Below are 20,573 nucleotides of genomic sequence, written 5' to 3'. Positions count from 1 at the left end.
CATCGCACCCGATCGCCGATCTGGTTCCCCACGGCCCGAGCCGCACGACGTACCGGCCTAGAGTCGGCCCGGTGACCTCGACCGCACACGCGATCTCACCCGACTCCGGCACCCACTGGACCGAGCCGGGGGCCTGGGCCGTCGCGCCGGGGGTGCACCGGATCCCGCTGCCGCTGCCGATGGACGGGCTGCGGGCGGTCAACGTCTACGTGCTGGAGACCGACGACGGGCTCACGCTCATCGACGGCGGCTGGGCCGTGGAGGCCTCCCGCACCCAGCTCGAGCAGTCGCTCAAGGAGATCGACCGCCACGTCGGCGACATCCGGTCCTTCCTCGTCACCCACGTGCACCGCGACCACTACACACAGGCGGTCACCATCCGGCGCGAGGTCGGGTCGCACGTGAGCCTGGGCCTGGGCGACAAGGCGACCCTCGACCTCATCCACGACCGGGACCGGACCGGCCCCGACCCCCACGTCGCGCTGCTCGAGCGGGCGGGTGCCCCGGACATCGCCCGCGCGTGGGGCGAGTTCACCCGCGCGCACACGCCGGACCTGTCCCAGTGGGACTACCCCGACACCTGGCTGGAGGGCGACGTGGGCCTGCAGGTCGGCGGCCGGGCCCTCGACGCGGTCCACACGCCGGGCCACACCCGCGGCCACTACGTGTTCGCCGACCGCGACGCCTCGCTTCTCTTCGCCGGCGACCACGTGCTGCCGACGATCACGCCGTCGATCGGCTTCGAGCCGGCCGTCGCGGCGCAGCCGCTGGGCGACTTCATGGCGTCGCTCACGCGGGTCCGCGGGCTCCCCGACCTCACCCTGCTCCCGGCGCACGGCCCGGTCGCGCCCTCCTCGCACGCCCGGGTCGACGAGCTGCTCGCCCACCACGAGGACCGGCTCGCCCTGTGCCTGGAGGCCGTCGGCGGCGGTGCGCTGACGTCGTACGACGTGGCGGGCGTCCTGTCGTGGACGCGCCACGAGCGGACGCTGGCCTCGCTCGACGTCTTCAACTCCGCGCTCGCCACCCTGGAGACGCGCGCGCACCTCGAGCTGCTCGTCGCGCGGGGCGGCCTGGCCCACGCCGAGCAGGACGGGGTCGTGGTCTACCGGCGCACCATCGGCACGTGAGCGACGCCGTCCTCGACGAACTCCGGGCCGCTCACCTCGAAGCCGTACGACGCGTAGAACGCCGTGAGCCCCGTCTGCGCGTCGAGGTGCACCTCACGCCCGCCGACGACGGCCATCGCCGCGTCCATGAGGTCGCGCGCCAGCCCCCGGCCGCGCGCGGACCCGGCCACCACGACGCGTCCGATCCGTGCGTGCGAGCCGTCGTCCAGGAGCCGTAGGCAGCCGACGAGCTCGTCGCCGTCGTGGGCCAGCACGTGCCGCGTCGCCGGCTCGAGGTCGCGGCCGTCGAGGTCGGGGTAGGGCGAGGCCTGCTCGACGACGAAGACCTGCTGGCGCAGCCGCCACAGCGCGTACGCCGTGCGGGTGTCGAGGTCGTCGAAGGCCAGCACCGAGATCCTCACGAGCAGAACTCCACGACCTGGCGGAAGGCGCGGCGGGACTCGGGGAGGAACGGCAGGATCCCGTAGACGTGGATCAGGTCCGGCTCCTCGACCCAGGCGAGGTCCCAGCGGGCCTCGGCGGCCCGGGTGGCGAGCAGCCGGCAGCCGGGGGCCAGCAGGTCGCGGGTGCCGTAGAGCATCAGCGCGGGCGGCAGCCCCGACAGGTCGGCCAGGCCGGGGGAGACCTCGGGACGGCCGAGGTCCTCGGGGGTGCCGGCCCACCAGCCGGCGTACGCGTGCAGCTTGCCGAGGAACAGCCAGGTGTCCCGCTTCGCGAACTCGGCCGTCTCCGGCGTGCTCGTGGTCAGGTCGACCCACGGGGCGTGCAGCACGAGGTGGGTCGCGGGGGTGTGGCCGCGGCCGCGCATCGACTCGGCGACGGCCAGCGCCAGCCCGCCCCCGGCGGAGTCGCCGGCGAGCACGATCCCGCCGGGCTCGTCGGCCCAGCGGGCCGCGTGGGCGACCAGCGCGTCGTGGGAGTCGCGCCAGGTGTGCTCGGGCGCGAGCGGGTAGTCGGGCAGCACGACCCGCGCCCGCAGCGCGCGGGCCAGCCGCGTGGCGTAGCGGACGTGGATGGCGTCGATCCCCGAGGTGAAGCCGCCGCCGTGCAGGTAGTAGAGGGTGCGGACCGGATCGGCGCCCCGGGGCGTGACCACGTGCGCGGCGAAGCCGCCGAGCTCCTCCCCCCGGACGTCGAAGCGGCGCTCGAAGCCGCGCACCGCCCGGGTCGGCAGGGTGCCGTCGAGGGACTCGTGCCCGGCGACGACGCGGGCGCGCTCCGCGGGCTCGGAGTCGAGGTCGCTGCTGGCGCGCAGGCGCGGGATCGCGACCGCGAGCAGCTGATGGCGTCGGCTCGGCATGGCGGTCAGCGTAGAGTGCGACGTACACAGACAGGGGAGCACGCCAGCGTGCTGAGAGTGCGGGAGACCGCAGACCCTCCGAACCTGATCCGGTTAGCACCGGCGATAGGGAGTCCACGATGAAGATCGCGCGCGCACGCGCCCTCACCACGGCCGCCACCGCGGCCCTGCTGCTCGCCGTCACCGGCTGCAGCACCATGGGCGATGACTCGGCCAGCGAGCCGACCGGCACGTCGAGCCCGGCAGGCGACGGGGAGGTGGGCGGCACCGTCGTGCTGGTCACCCACTCGTCCTTCGCGCTGCCCAAGAAGCTCGTCCGCTCCTTCGAGTCCGAGACCGGGATCGACCTGCAGACCCGCTCGGCCGGTGACGGCGGCACGCTCAGCGCCAAGCTGTCGCTGACCAAGGACGACCCCACCGGCGACGTCGCGTTCGGCGTCGACAACACGTTCGCCTCGCGCCCGCTCGAGGAGGGCGTGTTCGCGTCGTACACCGCCGACCTGCCGCCGGGCGCCGAGCAGTACGCGCTCGACGACGGCGCCGATCGGCTGACCCCCGTCGACGTGGGCAACGTGTGCGTCAACGTCGACACCACGTGGTTCGAGCGCGAGGGCATCGAGCCGCCGCAGACCCTCGACGACCTCACCGACCCGACGTACCGCGACCTCTTCGTCACCCCCGGCGCGTCGACGAGCTCGCCGGGCATGGCGTTCCTGCTGAGCACCATCGCCGAGTACGGCGAGGACGGCTGGCAGGACTACTGGACCGACCTGCTGGCCAACGGAGCCGAGGTCGTCGACGGGTGGGAGGACGCCTACTACGGCGACTTCACGCAGGGCGGCGGCAACGGCGACCGGCCGATCGTGCTGTCCTACGACTCCTCCCCGGCCTTCACCGTCAAGGGCGGCCGCTCGACGACCGCCGCGCTGCTCGACACCTGCTTCCGGCAGGTGGAGTACGTCGGCGTCCTCGAGGGCGCGGCCAACCCGGCCGGCGCGGAGGCGGTCGTCGACTGGATGCTCTCCGACGAGGTGCAGGGCGCGCTGCCGGAGAGCATGTACGTCTTCCCGGTCAGCGACGACGTCGAGGTGCCGGCCGACTGGGCGCGGTACGCCGAGCAGCCGACCGACCCCTACGAGGTCGCGCCCGCCGACATCGCGGCCAACCGCGAGCGCTGGCTCACCGAGTGGACGGACGTCATCAGCCGGTGAGGCGGCTGGTCGCCCTGGCAGCGCTGGCCCTCGGGCCGGTGCTGGTGCTGGGCGTCTTCTTCGTGCTCCCGGTGTCCGCGATGGTCTCGCGCGGCTTCGTGGTCGACGGGCGGCTGGACGTCGGGGGAGTGCTCGACGTGTTGGCCCGGCCGCGGGTGCTGCGGGTCGCGTGGTTCACCGTCTGGTCCTCGACGGTGGCCACGGCCGTGGCCGTGCTCCTGGGGCTGCCGGCCGCCTACGCGCTGCACCGGCTGGCGCTGCCGGGGCGACAGCTGGTCCGCGCGGCGCTGCTGGTGCCGTTCGTGCTGCCCACCGTGGTGGTCGGCGTGGCCTTCCGCGAGCTGCTGGGCGAGTCCGGCCCGCTCGGCGGGCTCGGCCTCGACGGCACCCCGGTCGCGATCATCGCCGGCCTGGTCTTCTTCAACGTGGCCGTGGTCATCCGGGCCGTGGGCGCCGCCTGGGAGTCCCTCGACCCGCGGCCGGGCGAGGCGGCGGCCGCCCTGGGTGCCTCGCCGTGGCAGGTCCTGCGGACGGTCACCCTGCCCGCGCTGCGGCCCTCGATCGTGAGCGCGGCGAGCGTGGTCTTCCTGTTCTGCGCCACCGCGTTCGGGGTCGTGCTCACCCTCGGCGGCGTGCGCCACGCGACCGTCGAGACCGAGATCTACCTGCTCACCACCACGCTCTTCGACCTCCGCGCCGCGGCGGCCCTGTCGCTGGTGCAGCTCGTCGTCGTGGTCGGGCTGCTCGTGGTGGCCGCCCGGCTGCGGGCCACCCCCGACCCGTCGACCGCGCGGACGGTGCCGCGTGCCCGACGGCCCCGGCGCCACGACGTACCCGTCCTGGTCGCGACCACCCTGCTGCTCGCCGCGGTGGCGCTGCCGGTCGTCACCCTGGTGGCCGGGTCGCTGCACTCCGACGGCGCCTGGAGCCTGGACAACTACCGCCGCCTGACCACCGACGGCGAGGACCAGGCGCTGCTCGTCCCCGTCACCGACGCCCTGGTCACCTCGCTGCGGACCGCGGTGGACGCCACCTGGATGGCGCTGCTGATGGGACTGTCGGTGGCCCTGCTGGTGACGCGCCGGTCCCGCACGCGGGCCGAGCGCCGGGTGCGCGGCGGGCTGGACGTGTTCTTCATGCTGCCGCTGGGGGTGAGCGCGGTGACGATCGGCTTCGGCTTCCTCATCAGCCTCGACCGGCCACCGCTCGACCTGCGCGACACCCCGCTGCTCGTGCCCATCGCGCAGGCGCTGGTCGCGCTGCCGCTCGTCGTGCGCACGGTCGCCCCCGTGCTGGCCGGGATCGACGACCGGCAGCGCCAGGCGGCGGCCTCGCTCGGCGCACCTCCGTGGCGAGCGCTGCTCACCGTCGACCTGCCGGTCGTGTGGAAGCCGCTGCTCGCGGCCAGCGGGTTCGCCTTCGCGGTGTCGCTGGGGGAGTTCGGCGCGACCGCGTTCCTCGCCCGCGACGAGCGCCCCACGGTGCCGGTGGTCATCTTCCGCCTGCTCGGGCACCCCGGCGAGCACAACTACGGCATGGCGCTGGCCGCCTCGGTGGTCCTGGCCCTGGCCACCGCGACGGTGGTGCTGGTCGTCGAGCGGCTGCGCGTCCCGAGCCTGGGAGCCTTCTGATGCTGGGCCTCACCGACGTCTCCGTCGCGTACGACGGCGTCCCCGCCGTGCGCCACGTCAGCCTGGACCTCCCCGACGGGGAGGTGCTCGCCGTGCTCGGGCCGTCGGGGTGCGGCAAGTCCACCCTGCTGCGGGCGGTGGCCGGACTGGAGCCGCTGACCGGCGGGCGGATCGCCTTCGACGGGGAGCCCGTCGACCACCTGCCGACCCACCGGCGCGGCTTCGCGCTGATGTTCCAGGACGGCCAGCTCTTCGGGCACATGACGGTGGCCCGCAACGTCGGCTACGCCCTGCGGCTGCGCCGCAGACCCTCCACGGACCGGGTCCGCGAGCTGCTCGCGCTCGTCGGCCTCGAGGGGTACGACGAGCGGCTCCCGCGCACGCTGTCGGGCGGCGAGCGGCAGCGGGTCGCCCTGGCCCGGGCCCTGGCCGTCGAGCCCCGGTTGCTCCTGCTCGACGAGCCGCTCTCGGCGCTGGACGCGTCGCTGCGCGAACGGCTCGCCGTCGACCTCCGCGAGATCCTGCGCGCCGCCGGCACGACCGCGCTGATGGTGACCCACGACCACGAGGAGGCGTTCACGGTCGCCGACCGGCTGGCGGTGATGCGGGCCGGGGAGGTGGTGCAGGCGGGTCCGATCGGCGCCGTGTGGGCGACCCCCGTCGACGCGGCGACCGCGCTCTTCCTCGGCTACGCCCGGGTGCTGGTCGGCCCGGCGGCCGGACGCCTGCTGGCCGCGGCCGGCCTGCCCGGTGCCCCCAGCGTCGCCCTGCGTCGCTCCGCGCTCGTCGCGGGGGAGGGTGCCCTGGCGGGGACGGTCGTCTCCGCGCGGGCGACCCCCGAGCTGGTGCGGCTCGTCGTCGTCGTCGAGGGGCTGGGCGAGGTGGACGCCGTCGCGCCCCTCGGCAGTGTCGTCGTACCCGGCGCGCCGGTGCGTCTCGGCGTCGACCCGACCCGCGTGGCCACCATCACCTGAGTCACGATCGGGGGCTCGTGACCAGTCGTCCCTACACTGGCCTGCGTGTACCGACCGGCCTACGCGCTCCTCCTGGGGACCGCTGCTCTCATGGGTCTGCTCGCCGTCCTCGCATCGGTGACGCTCGACCGTCCCCTGGTCGACCCCGAAGGCTTCCTCGGGCCGTCGTGGCTGCGCCTGCCTCTGCTCGTCCTGGGGGCGTTCCTCCTCGACCTGCTGCCCAGGACGCTGTGGGCGTCGCGCCTCAACCCCAAGCTGATGCCGGAGATCGCCCGGGCCCGGGTGCGCGACCACTGGACCCGCGAGCGGATGACGCTCGTGGTGATGGGCCTGGTCTGCTTCTACATCACCTACGTCAGCTACCGGAACCTCAAGTCGTTCCTGCCCTTCGTGATGGGCGAGGAGAAGTACGACCGCGAGCTCCACCTCATCGACCGGGCCCTGTTCCTCGGCCACGAGCCCGCCACGATCCTGCACCAGGTCTTCGGGACCGGCTGGACCGCGCACGTGCTGTCGTCGGTCTACCTGTGGTTCCTCCCGCTGGTCCCGCTGGCGCTCGCCGCCTGGCTGGTGTGGTCGCGCAACATCTCCTTCGGCTACTGGTTCGCCACCTCCCAGTGCCTGGCCTGGACGCTCGGCACCGCGTCGTACTACGCGCTGCCCACCCTCGGTCCGGGCTTCCGCTACTCCTGGCTCTACAACGACCTGCCCGACACCGGGTCCGGGGCGCTGATGGAGTCGCTGTTCTATGCCCGAAAAGGGGTCCTGCGGGACGGCATCGAGGGCGCGGTCCAGTCCGTGGCGGGCTTCGCCAGCCTGCACGTCGCCATCACCCTGCTCGTGGCGCTGATGGTGCAGTACACGCTGCGCAACCGCGTCATCCACTGGATCTTCTGGATCAACTTCGCGATCACGGTCGTGGCGACCCTGTACTTCGGCTGGCACTACGTCGCCGACGACATCGCGGGCGTGGCCATCGCGCTCATCTCCTTCTGGCTCGGGGGTCTCGCCAGCGGCCAGAAGTTCGACCGCGGCGGGCTCTCCTCGCACCCCACGACGACCACCTCCCAGGTGCCCGTCGACGCCGACTGACCGGCGTACGACGCTGAACGACTCCCCGTGGTGAAGTCCCCGCTCAGCCGGGGACTCCGCCACCTGGTGACCGTTGCAACACCCCCACGGTGCACGACTCGCCGACGAAGCACGCCGTCGCGCGGCGTGTCATACCGGGGCGTCCTGTCGCGCCCGAGCGGCGATGCGCGCGAATTACAACCTTGTAGTTCGTCAAGCCGACACGCCGAGGGTTTGTGAAAAAGTTGGGAAAGTTGTTCCCTTTGGGACTGGTGAGCACTAGCGTGCCGCGAGTGTCACGGGTGAAAGGGAAGTCACCCGTGGCCACGAGAGCCGAGGGGAACCACCTGTGTCAGCCCTGCCTGCACCCGCACCACGTCGTACGCCGGACCGCGCCCGGCGGCTGCGCTGGCCGGCTGCTGCTGCCCTGAGCCTGGTGCTCGCCACCGGCGTCACCCCCGCCTCGGCGGCCGACGACGACGTCCCGAGCGAGGACGACATCGCCGTCGCCGAGCGCAACGCCAGCGACAAGGCTCGCGACGTGGCTGCCGTCCAGGCGGACCTGGTGCTGGCCAACGAGCGGCTGCGGCAGACGGCCGTCACCGCCGCCCAGGCAGCGGAGGCCTACAACGGGGCGCGCTGGCAGGCCGACGAGGCCCGGGCGGCAGCGCAGGCAGCGGCCACCGCCGCGCAGGCCGCCGAGGCCGACGTGCTGCGCCAGCAGGAGGACTACAGCGACGCCCTGGTGCGCAGCTACGAGATCTCCCCGGCCCTGCAGGGCTTCGCCGCGGTCGTCGGCTCCGACGGCATCGAGACGATGATCGACCGTACGACGACCATGCAGCAGGCGGAGGACGCCCTCGACGGCCGGTACGACGCGTTCCGGGCGTCCGCGACCCTGGCCGACGTCGCCCGTCAGCAGGCCCGTGACGCGCTCGCCGACGCCGAGCGACTGGAGGAGCAGGCGGGCCGGGCCCGCGCCGACGCCGCCGCGGCCGAGGCGTCCGCCGGGGCGACCGCCGAGTCGATCGCGGTGTCCAAGACCGCGCTGATCTCCGAGCTCGCCGACCTCCAGGGGATCAGCATCCGCCTCGCCGAGAAGCGCCAGTCGGCGCTCGAGGCGGCTGCCGCCGAGGCCGCCCGGAAGGCCGCCCAGAAGGCCGCCCAGAAGGCCGCGGAGCAGGCCGCCGCGCAGGAGGCCGCGGAGCAGGCCGCGCAGGAGGCCGCTGCCAAGGCTGCCCAGGAGGCCGCGGACAAGGCCGCGCAGGAGGCCGCCGACAAGGCCGCGGCCGAAGCGGCCGCCGAGGCCGCCCAGGAGGCGGCGACGAAGGCCCAGCAGTCGACGCCCCAGCCGACCAAGAGCCCGACCCCCACCCCGGCACCGACCAAGACCCCGACTCCGACGCCGGCCCCGACCCCCACGCCCGCGCCGACCAGGACTCCGACGCCGACCCCCACGCCGGCGCCCGCACCCGCGCCCACGCCGACGCCCGCTCCCGCGCCCACCCCGACACCTGCACCCGCTCCGGCTCCCGCGCCCCCGCCGGCCAGCACCGGCGCCGCAGCGGCCATCGCGTTCGCCGCCGCCCAGATCGGCGACCCGTACAAGTGGGGCGCCGCCGGGCCCGACGCCTGGGACTGCTCAGGCCTCACCGCCGGGGCCTGGGCCCAGGGCGGCAAGGCGCTCCCGCACTACTCGGTCGCGCAGTTCACCGGCTCCACCCGCATCACCGCGGCCCAGCTGGCCCCCGGCGACCTGGTGTTCTGGGGATCGAGCAGCAACCCGAGCTCGATCTACCACGTGGGCCTCTACGTGGGCGACGGCCAGATGATCCACGCTCCCCGCACCGGTCGGCCCGTCGTCCGGGAGTCGATCTACTCCTGGACCGCCCCGAACTTCTTCGCCCGCCCCTGACGCCGACGTCCCGACCCGCCCCCGCGGGTAGTTGGGGACGTTCTGGTAGGTAGAAGTGCGCCCGGAGCCACCAGTTCGTCCCAAACTACGCGCCGCGGGGCCAGCCGGCCCGCCCCGGCAACGCACGGACTCAGGGAGTCGGCGCGACCTTCGTCGCGAAGCGCGCGGCCAGCTCGCCGGGGTCCAGCGTCCCGGCGAGGATCCGGGTCGTCGGCCAGCCCGACGTGTCGAGGCCCGAGAGCCGGTCGAAGACGCCCAGGTCGGCGGCGTACAGCTCGGCCAGCGACTGCAGGTCCTCGGCGGTCGGCGGCGTCCCGGTGACCAGCTCGGCGCCGGCGTACCGGTTGCGCAACGGCGGGTGCTCCTCGAAGCGCGACAGGCCCAGGTGGTCGGTGGCCCGGTCGACGGAAGTGTCGAACGCCGCCAGCATCGAGCGGAACTCGAGCAGCAGCCACTGCTCGCGCGGGAAGACGGAGAAGCCGCGCTCGAGCTGCGCGCCGTAGTAGCCGCGCGCGATGCCCGACATGTGCTTGTAGCGCATCGGCTTGACGTCGGTCGGCACGGTGTCCGGCAGCGAGGTGGGGCGGAACTCGGTGAGGAACCCCGGCCAGTCCGGCCAGTCCGGGTGCCGCGTCCGCAGCATCGTCCAGTGCGAGAACAACCGCTCGAGCGGGTCGCGGAAGACCGCGATCAGCGGCATGTCCGGCTTGTAGGCGTGCATCCGCTCCAGCGCGTTCGGCCAGAACAGGTAGACCGGGGTGGAGTCGCCCACCATCGTGTGCACCTTGGCCCGCCGCGGCGCGGTGTAGTCGCGCTCGTAGTCGGGGTGCGCCCAGTCGTAGGACTCGTCGTTGAAGAAGTGGGCCTCCTTGCGAGGCGGCCGGCACACGTGGCGGTGCTGGCTGATCGTCCCCGAGAGCGTGGAGGTGCCGCTCTTCTGGACGCCCACGATCGAGAAGTTGTAGGGCATCCGCCCGAGATCGACGTCGGGCTCGGGACGGTTCACGCGCGCGACGCTACCTTGTGGCCATGACCACCGAGCAAGCCGCTGAGGAGACGACGGAGCAGACCGACGGGCAGGCCGCCGGCCCGTCCACGAGGGGCTACGTGCAGCCCGAGGTCGACGTCGCGGCGATGACCGCCCTGCTCGACGGCCGGTACGCCGACGTCCGCGCCCTGGTGCGCACCAACCTCGTCGAGCAGGCCGGGATCCTCCTCGAGGCGGAGACCCTCGACACCGCTGCGTTCCGCGAGCGGGTCAAGCAGGTCGTCGTCGAGATGGCCGCGACCGGCCAGACGGGCATGGGCTTCCCCGAGCAGTACGGCGGGGGCGGCGACATCGGCGCCTCCATCGCGGCCTTCGAGACCCTGGCCCTCGGCGACCTCAGCGTGCTCGTCAAGGTCGGGGTCCAGTTCGGCCTCTTCGGCGGCGCGATCCTCCAGCTCGGCACCGAGCGGCACCACGAGGCCTACCTCGCCCGGCTCATCACCGGCGAGCTGATGGGCTGCTTCGCGATGACCGAGACCGGCCACGGCTCCAACGTCCAGGCGCTCGGCACCACCGCGACGTACGACGTCGACACCGGCGAGTTCGTCATCACCACCCCCGACGACGCCAGCCGCAAGGACTACATCGGCAACGCGGCGGCGCACGCCGACGTGGCTGTGGTCTTCGCCCAGCTGGAGGTCGGCGGAGAGTCCCAGGGCGTGCACGCGTTCGTCGTGCCCCTGCGGGAGGGCGGCGACGTGCTGCCCGGCGTACGCATCGAGGACTGCGGCCCCAAGATCGGCCTCAACGGCGTCGACAACGGACGGATCTGGTTCGACGGAGTGCGCATCCCGCGCGCCAACCTCCTCGACCAGTTCGCCTCCGTCTCCGAGGACGGCGTCTACTCCAGCCCGATCGAGAACCCCAACCGCCGGTTCTTCACCATGCTCGGCACCCTGGTCCAGGGTCGCGTCTGCGTCGGCGGCGCCGGCATCAACGCGTCCAAGGTCGCGCTGACGATCGCCGTGCGGTACGCCGTCCGGCGCCGGCAGTTCGAGGCCAGCAACCCGCCCGTCGAGGACCTGATCCTCGACTACGGCATGCACCAGCGCCGGCTCTTCCCGCTGCTGGCCCGCACCTACGCGCTGCATTTCGCGCAGGAGTCCGTGGCCCAGCAGCTGCACGACGTCTTCTCCGGGCCGCCGCCGACCGGGGGCGAGGAGGGTGAGCAGAACCGCCGCCGCCTCGAGTCGGAGGCCGCGGGCCTCAAGGCGCTGGGCACGTGGCACGCCACCCGCACCATCCAGGAGTGCCGCGAGGCGTGCGGCGGCGCGGGCTACCTGAGCGCCAACCGCTTCGACGCGCTGCGCGCCGACACCGACGTCTTCACCACCTTCGAGGGCGACAACCACGTCCTCCTCCAGCTGGTCGCCAAGGGCCTGCTCACCGACTACTCCTCGGAGTTCGAGGACATGGACCAGTTCGGCATGGTCCGCTTCGTCGCCGGGCTCGCGGTCGAGACGATGCTGGAGCGGACCAGCGCCCGCAAGCTGTTCTCGGCGATCCGGGACGTGCTGCCCGGCGGCGACGAGTGGGACCAGGAGGCCGGGCTGCTGGACCCGGCGTACCAGCAGGCGATGCTCCGGTTCCGCGAGGAGCACATGCTCGGCGGCGTCGCGCGCCGGCTCAAGCGCGGCATCGACGACGGGATGAACCCGGGCGAGGTCTTCTCCCGGGTGCAGGACCACGTGATCGCCGCCGCCCGCGCCCACATCGAGCGCCTGGTGCTGGACGCCTTCGTGGCCAAGGCCGCCGCGCTGCCCGCCGGTGACACCAAGGTCGCCCTCAACCTGCTCTGCGACCTGCACGCGCTCACCACGATCGAGGCCGACCGCGCCTGGTTCATGGAGCACGGCCGCCTCACCGCCGCGCGGTCCAAGGCCATCAGCCGCGAGGTCAACGACCTGTGCCGCAAGATCCGACCGCTGGCCGTCGACCTCGTGGACGCCCTCGGCGTGCCGCGGGAGATGCTGCGCTCCGAGGAAATCCTCGGCTCATGAGGCTCTTCGGCGGCTGGCACGAGGACCCGCTGTGGGCGGGCGTCTACGGCTGGCTCGTGGAGCACCGCCGCGTCGGGGGACTGGCCTGGCGGCTCGGGCTCGGCAGCGACCTCGGCCTGCTGTACGACGCCGTGCGCGAGGTCGGCCGGCTGCCCGCGGGCGCCCGGGTGCTCGACGTGCCCACCGGCAACGGCATCGCGATGCGCGGCATCACCCCGGGCCAGGGGCTCGACTACGTCGCCGCCGACATCTCGCCCGCCATGCTCGACCGCGCGACGGCGACCGCCCGGCGGCTCGGGGTCCACGACCAGGTGACGCCGATGGTCGCGGACGTCGGCGACCTGCCCCTCGACGACGGCTCGGTCGACCTGGTCGCGACCTTCACGGGGCTGCACTGCTTCCCCGATCCGCACCGCGCGGTCCAGGAGATGGTGCGGGTCCTGCGCCCCGGCGGTGTGATCACCGGCAGCGCGATGTTCCTCGACACGGGCCTGGCCCACGAGCCCGCCCGGCGGGTGGGCACCCTGGCCGGTGTCCTGGGACCGATGTGCACGACCCGGGAGGCGGTCACGTGGCTGGCCGAGGAGGGCTGCCGCGACATCGACCTCCACCTCAGCGGCGGGCTCGGGTACTTCCGCGCAGTCGCGACCTGAGTCCCGCGGGGTTGTCACAGGTCGCGGCCGGCCGGTGTCTTGATGGTGAGGGCCCGGACGAGCCGGGTCCCGTCGACGAGGAGGCACCCATGCCCAGCACGTTCCGCATCCCGAAGGCGTCGCTCGACGGCGTCTACGGCCGCATCATGACCACCGTCGCCCGGCGCATGTGGGGCGAGGTCCCCGACAACGCCCACGTCCCGTTCCACCACCGGCCGCTCACGAGGGCGGTCTTCTCCTTCGAGCAGAAGGTCGCGCGCTGGAAGGCCCTCGACCCCCACCTCAAGACCTACGCCCAGCTCGCCAGCGCGGCACGGATCGGCTGCTCGTGGTGCCTGGACTTCGGCTACTTCCTCGCCCACGAGGACGGCCTCACGCTGGAGAAGGTGCGCGAGGTGCCCCGGTGGCGCGAGACCGACGTCTTCACCGACCTCGAGCGCGACGTGATGGCCTACGCCGAGGCGATGACCGAGACGCCGCCGACGGTGACCGACGAGATGGTGGCCGCCCTCGACGCGAGGCTTGGCCACGAGGCGATGGTCGAGCTCACCATGATGGTCGCGGTCGAGAACGAGCGCTCGCGCTTCAACGCCGCCTTCGGCCTCGCCAGCCAGGGCTACGCGGACCGCTGCGAGCTGGCGCCGCTCGCCGTACCCTCGCACCCATGAGCGAGCCGTCCACCGAGGCGTTCGTCGACCACCGCAACCTGCTGTTCACGGTCGCCTACGAGATGCTCGGCTCGGCGGCCGACGCGGAGGACGTCCTGCAGGAGGTGTGGCTGCGGTGGTCGGGCGTCGAGCACGCCGAGGTCCGCGAGCCACGTGCCTACCTCGTGCGGACCACGACGCGGGTCGCGCTCAACCACCTGCGCGCCGGCGCGCGGCGACGCGAGGAGTACGTCGGGCCCTGGCTGCCCGAGCCGCTCCTCACCACCCCGGACGTCGCGGAAGACGTGCAGCTCGCCGACAGCGTCTCGACCGCGATGCTCCTGGTCCTGGAGACGCTGCCGCCGACCGAGCGGGCGGTGTTCGTCCTGCGCGAGGTCTTCGACGTCCCGTACGACGAGATCGCGGCCGCCGTCGACAAGTCCGAGGCCGCGGTGCGCCAGGTGGCGCACCGGGCGCGCTCCCACGTGCACGCCCGGCGGCCGCGGACCACGGCGACCGTCGCCGAGCGGGACGCGGTCATCGCCCGGTTCCGGCTGGCCACCGAGACCGGCGACCTCCAGGCGCTGATGGACGTGCTGGCGCCCGACGTGGTGCTGATGACGGACGGCGGCGGGCGCGTGCACGCGGCGCTGCGGCCGATCCTGGGGCGCGACAAGGTGCTGCGCTTCCTCGCCGGCGTCACCCCCGAGGCGCTGGAGCTGGTGCCGGTGTGGCTCAACGGCGCCCCGGCGGTCCAGTTCGTCATCGGTGGCCGGCGTGACGGCGTGGGCACGATGCTCGTCGAGCACGGCGTCGTCACGCGGCTCTACCTCGTGCGCAACCCCGACAAGCTCGGCGCGGTCGCGGAGCCCGTCACCCTCGCGCGCTGAGCGCGGGGGGACGGACGGACCGGTCGTGCGTCAGTGGTCCTGGCCCTGGCCCTGACCCTGGCCCTTGGCGCGCTCGAAGGACGCGCGGACCTCGGCCTCGGCCTCGGCGCGGCCGACCCAGTTGGCGCCCTCGACGGACTTGCCGGGCTCGAGGTCCTTGTAGACCTCGAAGAAGTGCTGGATCTCGAGCCGGTCGAACTTGGAGACGTCGCCGATGTCCTGCAGGTGCTGCAGGCGCGGGTCGTGCGAGGGGACGCAGAGGACCTTGTCGTCGCCGCCGGCCTCGTCGGTCATCCGGAACATGCCGATCGCGCGGCACTCGATGAGGCAGCCCGGGAAGGTCGGCGCCTGCAGCAGGACGAGCGCGTCCAGCGGGTCGCCGTCCTGGCCGAGGGTGTCCTCGATGTAGCCGTAGTCCTCGGGGTAGGCGGTGGAGGTGAAGAGCATGCGGTCCAGCCGCAGGCGTCCGGTGTGGTGGTCCACCTCGTACTTGTTGCGCGAACCCTTGGGGATCTCGATCAGCACGTCGAAGAGCAACTGGTTCTCGGGCGGACGCACGTCGCTGTCGGTGATCTCGTCGCGGACGTCGTCGGCTACCTGCTCGTCGGGCACGGTTTCTCCTGGGGCATGTGGGTGGTCGGCGGCCAGTGTCGCGCACAATGTCCCCCGACGGCCAAAGTGAGGGAGCAATTCGCGTGGGACGTGACCGACACCACGCCTCGGGACCGAGCGGTCCGGGGCGTGTCGCGCACTGGGTCCCCACCCTCCTGGTGCTGGCCCTCGTCGCCGCCGCGTTCGCGTCGTACCGCCTCGACCTCGGCCCCCGCTACCTGCCCTGGCTCTCGGTCGACCCGCAGGCCGAGCCCGCCGCGATCGCCCCGCCTGCGGGCGTCGCGCTCCCGGACTGGGCGCAGCCGGGCCCGGTCTCCCAGGTCGTCCCGCCGGCGCAGCGCGGCCACGTCGACCCCGCCGCGGTCGCCGCCGCACTGGCACCCGGGCTGGCCGACAAGGACCTCGGGCGGCACGTGGTCGCCGCCGTCGGCGACCTCGGCGGCGACGGTGCCGCCTGGACGTACGGCGAGGGTGCGGTCATCCCCGCGTCGACCACCAAGCTGCTCACCAGCACCGCCGCGCTGGAGACGCTCGGCCCCGACGCCCGCTTCGAGACCCGCGTGGTCACCGGGGCCACGCCGCGCGACCTGGTGCTCGTCGGCGGGGGAGACCCCTACCTGGCGAGCCGGCCGCTCACCCCGGAGGAGGTGGAGACGACGTACCCCGAGCGGGCCGACGTCGTCACCCTCGCCCGCGACGTGGCGGCGACGCTGGCGCCGGGGCAGCGGGTGCGCGTGCAGTACGACGACGGCCTCTTCACCGGTCCCAGCAACAACCCGAGGTGGCGCGCCGACTACGTGCCGGACGACATCGTCAGCCCGATCACGGCGCTGTGGGTCGACCGCGGGGCTTCGCCGACCGGCTACGGCTACTCCGACGACCCGAGCGCCACCGCCGCCGGGACGTTCGTCGCCGCCCTGCGCGGCGCCGGGGTGAAGGTCGCCGGCAGCCCGACCCGCACGACGGCACCCGCGGGCGCGACCGAGGTCGCCGCGGTGTCCAGCGCCCCGGTGGCCGACATCGTCGAGCACGTCCTCGAGGTCAGCGACAACGAGGGCGCCGAGGTGCTGGCGCGCCACGTCGGGATCGCGGTGTCGGGGCTCGGGTCCTTCGAGGGGGGCTCGGCCGCCGTGCTCGACACCCTCAGGGGGCTGGGGATCGACACCGGGTCCGACGTCATCCACGACGGCTCGGGGCTCTCCCGCCTCAACCGGGTGTCCGCGACGACGCTGCTCCAGGTGCTCCAGACGGCGGCCGGCCCGGCGCACCCCGACCTGCGCCCGGTGCTCACCGGCCTCCCCGTCGCCGGCTTCACCGGCTCCCTCGCCTACCGCTTCGACCAGGGTTCCCCCGAGGGCCCCGGCCACGTCCGCGCCAAGACCGGCACGCTGAGCAACGTCCACTCGCTGGCCGGCGTCACTACCGACCGCGAGGGCACCCCGATGGCCTTCGTGGTGGCGGTGGACCGTGCCAAGGAGGAGGACAAGCTCGACGCCCAGCAGGCCGTCGACCGGCTCGCCGGGGACCTGGCCGGCTGCCGCTGCAGCGTCGGCTGAGGCGCGCGGTGCCGATGGGGTGCCCGGCTAGGGTCGCCCCATGACGTCAATGGTCGACTGGGACTTCGCGGTGAACCTCGGCGCCAAGGTGGCCGGTGACGGCCCCGAGGTGACGCCCGAGGCCGCGGCCGCCGCCGTGACGCAGCTGCGGGCCGACGCCGACCGCTCCACCTCGCTGGTGCGTGACTTCACGGGCCTGGTCGCCCAGGAGCACTCCGCCCCCGTGCTCGTGGTCGACCGGCGCGGGTGGGTGCAGGCCAACGCCGACGGCTTCGCCCGCATCCTCGACCCGCTGGTCACCCGGCTGACCGAGAAGAAGGGCGCCCCCCACGGGCTGTCCCTGGCCATCGGCTCGCGCGTCACCGGCGCCGAGGTGGGCCTGATGCTCGGGTTCCTCGGCACCAAGGTGCTCGGCCAGTTCGATCCCTTCCACGGCCTCGCCGACGGCGGCGACCCCGCCGGCGCGAGCGGGGTCGGCCAGGACACCGGCCGGCTGCTGCTCGTCGCGCCCAACATCGTGCACGTCGAGCGTGAGCTCGGCGTCGATCCGACCGACTTCCGGCTCTGGGTCTGCCTGCACGAGGAGACCCACCGCGTGCAGTTCACCGCCGTCCCGTGGATGCGCGACCACCTCTACTCCGAGATGCTCGCCCTCACCAGCACCGTCGAGCCCACCCGGATGATGGACGACGTCGTACGCCGCGTGTCCGAGGCCGTCCGCGGCGGTGGCGGCAGCCTGCTCGACGTGATGGGGACCCCGGAGCAGAAGGAGATCCTCGACCGGATCACCGGCGTGATGTCGCTGCTCGAGGGCCACGCCGACGTGGTGATGGACGGCGTCGGCCCCAGCGTGATCCCCAGCGTCGACCGGATCCGCGCCCGCTTCGACGAGCGCCGCAAGGGCGTCGGCACCCTCGACCGCATCCTGCGACGGCTCCTGGGCCTCGACGCCAAGATGGCGCAGTACCGCGACGGCGCCGCCTTCACCCGCCACGTCGTCGACAAGGTCGGCATGGACGACTTCAACGCCGTCTGGGCCGAGCCCGCCCACCTGCCCAGCAAGTCCGAGATCGGTGACCCGGACGCCTGGATCACCCGGGTGCTGTGAGCCTGCACCCCGCGGTCGCGCTCGTGCGCCGTGGCGTGCGCGGCGTCCTGGTCGACCTCCCGGCCGGGGCGACGGTCGTCGTGGCGTGCAGCGGCGGCGCCGACTCGCTCGCCCTGCTGAGCGCCACGGTCTTCGAGGGCCACAAGCGCGCCCAGCGGGTCGTCGGCGTCACCGTCGACCACGGGCTCCAGCCGGGTTCGGTCGACCACGCGGCGCGCGTGGTCGAGCAGATGGCCGGGCTCGGGGCCGACGAGACGATGACCGCCACCGTGGTCGTCGACGCCGCGGGCCTGGGTCCGGAGGCCGCCGCCCGCGAGGCGCGGTACGCCGTCCTCGAGGAGGTCGCCGCCCGCACCTCGGCCGCCGTGGTCCTGCTCGGCCACACCCTCGACGACCAGGCCGAGACGGTGCTCCTCGGGCTGGCCCGCGGCTCCGGGGGGCGCTCGCTGGCGGGGATGCGCCGACGCTTCGACGTCTTCGCGCGCCCGCTGCTCGACGTACGCCGCGACGACACCGTCACCGCCTGCCAGGTCGAGGGGCTCAGGGCGTGGGAGGACCCGCACAACACCGACCCCGCCTACACCCGGGTGCGGGTACGCCGCCGCGTGCTGCCGGTGCTCGAGGACGAGCTCGGTCCCGGCGTCGCCGCCACCCTGGCCCGCACCGCCGACCAGCTGCGCGACGACATGGGCCTGCTCGACGAGTTCGCGGCCGAGGTCGCCGCCGCCGTCACCACCGGGGACGGGCTCGCCGTCGAGCCGCTGGTCGCCCAGCACCCCTCGCTGCGGCGCCGCGTGCTCCGCAACGCCGTCCTGGCCGCCGGCGCCCCCGCCTCCGAGGTGCACCACGAGCACGTCCTGGCCGTCGACGCGCTGCTCACCGACTGGCGGGGCCAGAAGTGGATCGACCTCCCCGGCCACCTGCGCGCCGTGCGCCGCGACGGCCTGCTGGTCCTCGAGCGCGCGCCGTCCGCCCCCGGCGACCCCTCCACCTGACCCAAGACCTGAACTTCCACGCACTCGGGTGGAAGTACACGCCTCGGGCCTCCGTCGAGGCCGCACTTCCACCCCTCTGCGTGGAACTTCATCGACGGGCGGCACGAGGGCCGAGAACTGCCCTGTGGACAACGGTCCGGCTCGTCGGGATCCGGGAAGCCTGCCGGCATGGACCTCGACACGACCCGACCCTTCCCGCGGTGGCAGGGACTCCGGGCGGGCATCAGCCGGGCGACCCTCGACGGACCCTCCTACCAGCGCGTGCTGCACGGGGTGCTCGTCGAGTCGGGTGTGCCACTCACCCCGCGCCTGAGGGCGCAGGCGGCCCTCGTCTGCTTCTTCGCGCACGCCTTCGCCAGCCATGCGACGGCGGCCCGGGTCTGGGAAGCGCCGATCGCGACCCTGCCCGGCGAGCACGTGACCGTCCCCACCGCCGGCGAGCGGCTCCGGCGGGAGGGGGTGACCTGCCACGTGCGCGGCGGTGCGGTCCCGGTCGTCCACGACGGCGTGCGTGTCTCGTCCTTGCCGGACCTCTTCCTCGAGCTGGCGGAGCAGGTGCCGTTGGTGGAGCTGGTCGTGCTGGGCGACTGGATGGTGCGGCGCAAGGGAGTGAGGCCCGAGCAGCTGGTCCGCGCGGCGCGGTCTGCTCCGGGCGCCGCCGGTCGGCTGGCGCGCCAGGCGGCGTCGTACGTCCGGACCGGTGTGGACTCCCCGATGGAGACGCGGCTGCGCATGCTCCTCGTGCTCGCGGGCCTGCCCGAGCCGCGGGTCAACCTCACCATCCGCGACGTCGACGGTGGGCCGGTACGACGCTTCGACCTCAGCTGGCCGGAGGGCAAGGTCATCGTCGAGTACGACGGTCGCCACCATGTCGAGCGGGAGGACCAGTGGGCGGCGGACCTGGTGAGGCGCGAGGAGATCGACGACCACGGCTGGCGGATCCTGGTCGTGGTGGCGAGCGGCATCTACCGCGATCCCGGCTCGACGGTGGAGCGGGTGTGGCGCCTGCTGAGGGCCAGGCGGGTCCCGGGTGTGCCGGCCCGGCCCGAGCAGGCCTGGCGAGCGCACTTCCCGGGCCACGCGTCGTACCTCTGACCGCCCGACCGGGACGCCCACGCCTCCTGCGTGGAAGTACACCCCGCGACACCTGCTCGGCCCTGCACTTCCACGCGCCTGCGTCGAAGTCGCTGCCGTGACGCGACCACACGACGACCACACGACGGTCCCGGGGGCGGGTGCCCCTAGGCTGCACGTCATGGACGCGTCCCACGTGGAGTCTGACCTCGTCAACGTGCTCTTCACCGAGGAGCAGATCCAGACCCGGTTGGGGGAGATGGGCGAGCAGATCACGGCGGACTACGAGGGCCACGACCTGCTGATGGTCGGCGTGCTCCGCGGTGCCGTCATGGTGATGGCCGACCTGTCCCGCGCGCTGGGACGCCACGTCGAGATGGACTGGATGGCGATCAGCTCCTACGGCTCGGGCACCAAGTCGAGCGGCGTGGTGCGGATCCTCAAGGACCTCGACACCGACATCACGGGTCGCCACGTGCTGATCGTCGACGAGATCATCGACACCGGGCTCACCCTCAGCTGGCTGGTCAACAGCCTCGGCAGCCGCGGTCCGGCCAGCGTCGAGATCGCCACGCTGCTGCGCAAGCCGGAGGCGCTGAGCATGCCCGTGGAGCCCAAGTACGTCGGCTGGGACATCCCCAACGAGTTCGTCGTGGGCTACGGACTCGACTACCAGGAGCGCTACCGCAACCTGCGCGACATCGGCACCCTCGCGCCGCACGTCTACTCCTGAACGCCCGCGCGCTTCACCCCGCCTG

The 20,573-nt window shown here is 73.4% G+C and carries 19 protein-coding genes and 1 riboswitch; of the genes, 15 read left to right on the top strand and 4 right to left on the bottom strand.

Going from position 1 to position 20,573, the window contains the following annotated elements; all coding sequences use genetic code 11:
• Window positions 1–71 precede the first annotated feature (71 nt).
• The gene (locus tag ASG94_RS07625) at window positions 72–1,130 is read left to right on the top strand and encodes an MBL fold metallo-hydrolase (protein WP_200958031.1); all 1,059 of its coding nucleotides are present in this window, start codon (window positions 72–74) and stop codon (window positions 1,128–1,130) included.
• Here ASG94_RS07625 and ASG94_RS07620 read toward each other — a convergent pair.
• Entirely contained in the window at window positions 1,106–1,531 is a 426-nt protein-coding gene (locus ASG94_RS07620) for a GNAT family N-acetyltransferase (RefSeq protein ID WP_056925689.1), read from the bottom strand. The two genes, ASG94_RS07625 and ASG94_RS07620, sit on opposite strands and share 25 nt — an antisense overlap.
• A complete protein-coding gene (locus tag ASG94_RS07615; protein WP_056925688.1) occupies window positions 1,528–2,430 on the bottom strand; it encodes an alpha/beta hydrolase in 903 nt (300 codons plus the stop codon). Before ASG94_RS07615 ends, ASG94_RS07620 begins: the two co-directional genes overlap by 4 nt.
• A 22-nt stretch (window positions 2,431–2,452) precedes the next feature.
• A riboswitch (TPP riboswitch) is annotated at window positions 2,453–2,559 on the top strand.
• Here ASG94_RS07615 and ASG94_RS07610 point away from each other — a divergent pair.
• The 5 genes from ASG94_RS07610 (at window position 2,550) to ASG94_RS07590 (ending at window position 9,232) form a co-directional block, all read left to right on the top strand.
• Window positions 2,550–3,641 (top strand): thiamine ABC transporter substrate-binding protein, encoded by a 1,092-nt coding sequence (locus tag ASG94_RS07610; RefSeq protein WP_056925687.1) that lies wholly within the window; start codon window positions 2,550–2,552, stop codon window positions 3,639–3,641. Its footprint overlaps the riboswitch before it by 10 nt.
• Window positions 3,638–5,272, top strand: a complete 1,635-nt coding sequence (locus ASG94_RS07605) for an ABC transporter permease (protein ID WP_056925686.1) — start codon at window positions 3,638–3,640, stop codon at window positions 5,270–5,272. Before ASG94_RS07610 ends, ASG94_RS07605 begins: the two co-directional genes overlap by 4 nt.
• Window positions 5,272–6,246, top strand: a complete 975-nt coding sequence (locus tag ASG94_RS07600) for an ABC transporter ATP-binding protein (protein WP_056925685.1) — start codon at window positions 5,272–5,274, stop codon at window positions 6,244–6,246. The genes ASG94_RS07605 and ASG94_RS07600 overlap by 1 nt, the downstream gene beginning before the upstream one ends.
• A 45-nt stretch (window positions 6,247–6,291) precedes the next feature.
• The gene (locus tag ASG94_RS07595; protein WP_235537165.1) at window positions 6,292–7,338 is read left to right on the top strand and encodes a phosphatase PAP2 family protein; all 1,047 of its coding nucleotides are present in this window, start codon (window positions 6,292–6,294) and stop codon (window positions 7,336–7,338) included.
• Between the two features lie 328 nt (window positions 7,339–7,666).
• Window positions 7,667–9,232 (top strand): C40 family peptidase, encoded by a 1,566-nt coding sequence (locus ASG94_RS07590; protein WP_156411455.1) that lies wholly within the window; start codon window positions 7,667–7,669, stop codon window positions 9,230–9,232.
• Between the two features lie 130 nt (window positions 9,233–9,362).
• Here the strand turns inward: ASG94_RS07590 and ASG94_RS07585 are convergent, their stop codons facing one another.
• The gene (locus ASG94_RS07585) at window positions 9,363–10,238 is read right to left on the bottom strand and encodes a sulfotransferase domain-containing protein (protein ID WP_056925682.1); all 876 of its coding nucleotides are present in this window, start codon (window positions 10,236–10,238) and stop codon (window positions 9,363–9,365) included.
• Window positions 10,239–10,261: 23 nt separating this feature from the next.
• On the opposite strand from ASG94_RS07585, the gene ASG94_RS07580 reads away from it, so the two are divergent.
• From ASG94_RS07580 to ASG94_RS07565, 4 genes are all read left to right on the top strand, one after another.
• Window positions 10,262–12,280, top strand: a complete 2,019-nt coding sequence (locus tag ASG94_RS07580; protein WP_082623994.1) for an acyl-CoA dehydrogenase family protein — start codon at window positions 10,262–10,264, stop codon at window positions 12,278–12,280.
• Window positions 12,277–12,933: a class I SAM-dependent methyltransferase gene (locus ASG94_RS07575; RefSeq protein WP_056925681.1), complete on the top strand. Its 657-nt coding sequence runs from the start codon at window positions 12,277–12,279 to the stop codon at window positions 12,931–12,933. Before ASG94_RS07580 ends, ASG94_RS07575 begins: the two co-directional genes overlap by 4 nt.
• 89 nt (window positions 12,934–13,022) lie before the next feature.
• Window positions 13,023–13,601, top strand: a complete 579-nt coding sequence (locus tag ASG94_RS07570; protein WP_056925680.1) for a carboxymuconolactone decarboxylase family protein — start codon at window positions 13,023–13,025, stop codon at window positions 13,599–13,601.
• Window positions 13,598–14,470, top strand: coding sequence for an RNA polymerase sigma-70 factor (locus ASG94_RS07565; protein WP_056925679.1), 873 nt, complete (start codon window positions 13,598–13,600; stop codon window positions 14,468–14,470). The genes ASG94_RS07570 and ASG94_RS07565 overlap by 4 nt, the downstream gene beginning before the upstream one ends.
• Window positions 14,471–14,500: 30 nt before the next feature.
• Here ASG94_RS07565 and ASG94_RS07560 read toward each other — a convergent pair whose 3' ends face one another.
• Window positions 14,501–15,043, bottom strand: coding sequence for an inorganic diphosphatase (locus ASG94_RS07560; RefSeq protein WP_442938482.1), 543 nt, complete (start codon window positions 15,041–15,043; stop codon window positions 14,501–14,503).
• Window positions 15,044–15,165: 122 nt separating this feature from the next.
• Between ASG94_RS07560 and dacB the strand changes: the two genes are divergently transcribed.
• The 5 genes from dacB to hpt all read left to right on the top strand — a co-directional run bounded on the left by dacB (window position 15,166) and on the right by hpt (window position 20,548).
• Entirely contained in the window at window positions 15,166–16,638 is a 1,473-nt protein-coding gene (gene dacB, locus ASG94_RS07555; RefSeq protein WP_056925678.1) for a D-alanyl-D-alanine carboxypeptidase/D-alanyl-D-alanine endopeptidase, read from the top strand.
• 40 nt (window positions 16,639–16,678) lie between these two features.
• Window positions 16,679–17,746 carry a zinc-dependent metalloprotease gene (locus ASG94_RS07550; protein WP_235537164.1) on the top strand — a complete coding sequence of 356 codons (1,068 nt, stop codon included), beginning with the start codon at window positions 16,679–16,681 and terminating at the stop codon, window positions 17,744–17,746.
• Window positions 17,743–18,741: a tRNA lysidine(34) synthetase TilS gene (tilS, locus tag ASG94_RS07545; RefSeq protein WP_056925676.1), complete on the top strand. Its 999-nt coding sequence runs from the start codon at window positions 17,743–17,745 to the stop codon at window positions 18,739–18,741. The genes ASG94_RS07550 and tilS overlap by 4 nt, the downstream gene beginning before the upstream one ends.
• 168 nt (window positions 18,742–18,909) lie before the next feature.
• On the top strand, window positions 18,910–19,836 hold the full coding sequence (locus ASG94_RS07540) for an endonuclease domain-containing protein (RefSeq protein WP_056925675.1): 927 nt from the start codon (window positions 18,910–18,912) through the stop codon (window positions 19,834–19,836).
• 160 nt (window positions 19,837–19,996) lie between these two features.
• Window positions 19,997–20,548 (top strand): hypoxanthine phosphoribosyltransferase, encoded by a 552-nt coding sequence (gene hpt / locus ASG94_RS07535; RefSeq protein ID WP_056925674.1) that lies wholly within the window; start codon window positions 19,997–19,999, stop codon window positions 20,546–20,548.
• Window positions 20,549–20,573: the final 25 nt, after the last annotated feature.

It is taken from the genome of Nocardioides sp. Soil805 (genome assembly GCF_001429625.1).
Classification (GTDB): Bacteria; Actinomycetota; Actinomycetes; order Propionibacteriales; family Nocardioidaceae; genus Nocardioides.
The sequence above is the reverse complement of the archived record's forward strand: the minus strand, read 5'-3'. Positions and strand labels throughout refer to the sequence as shown.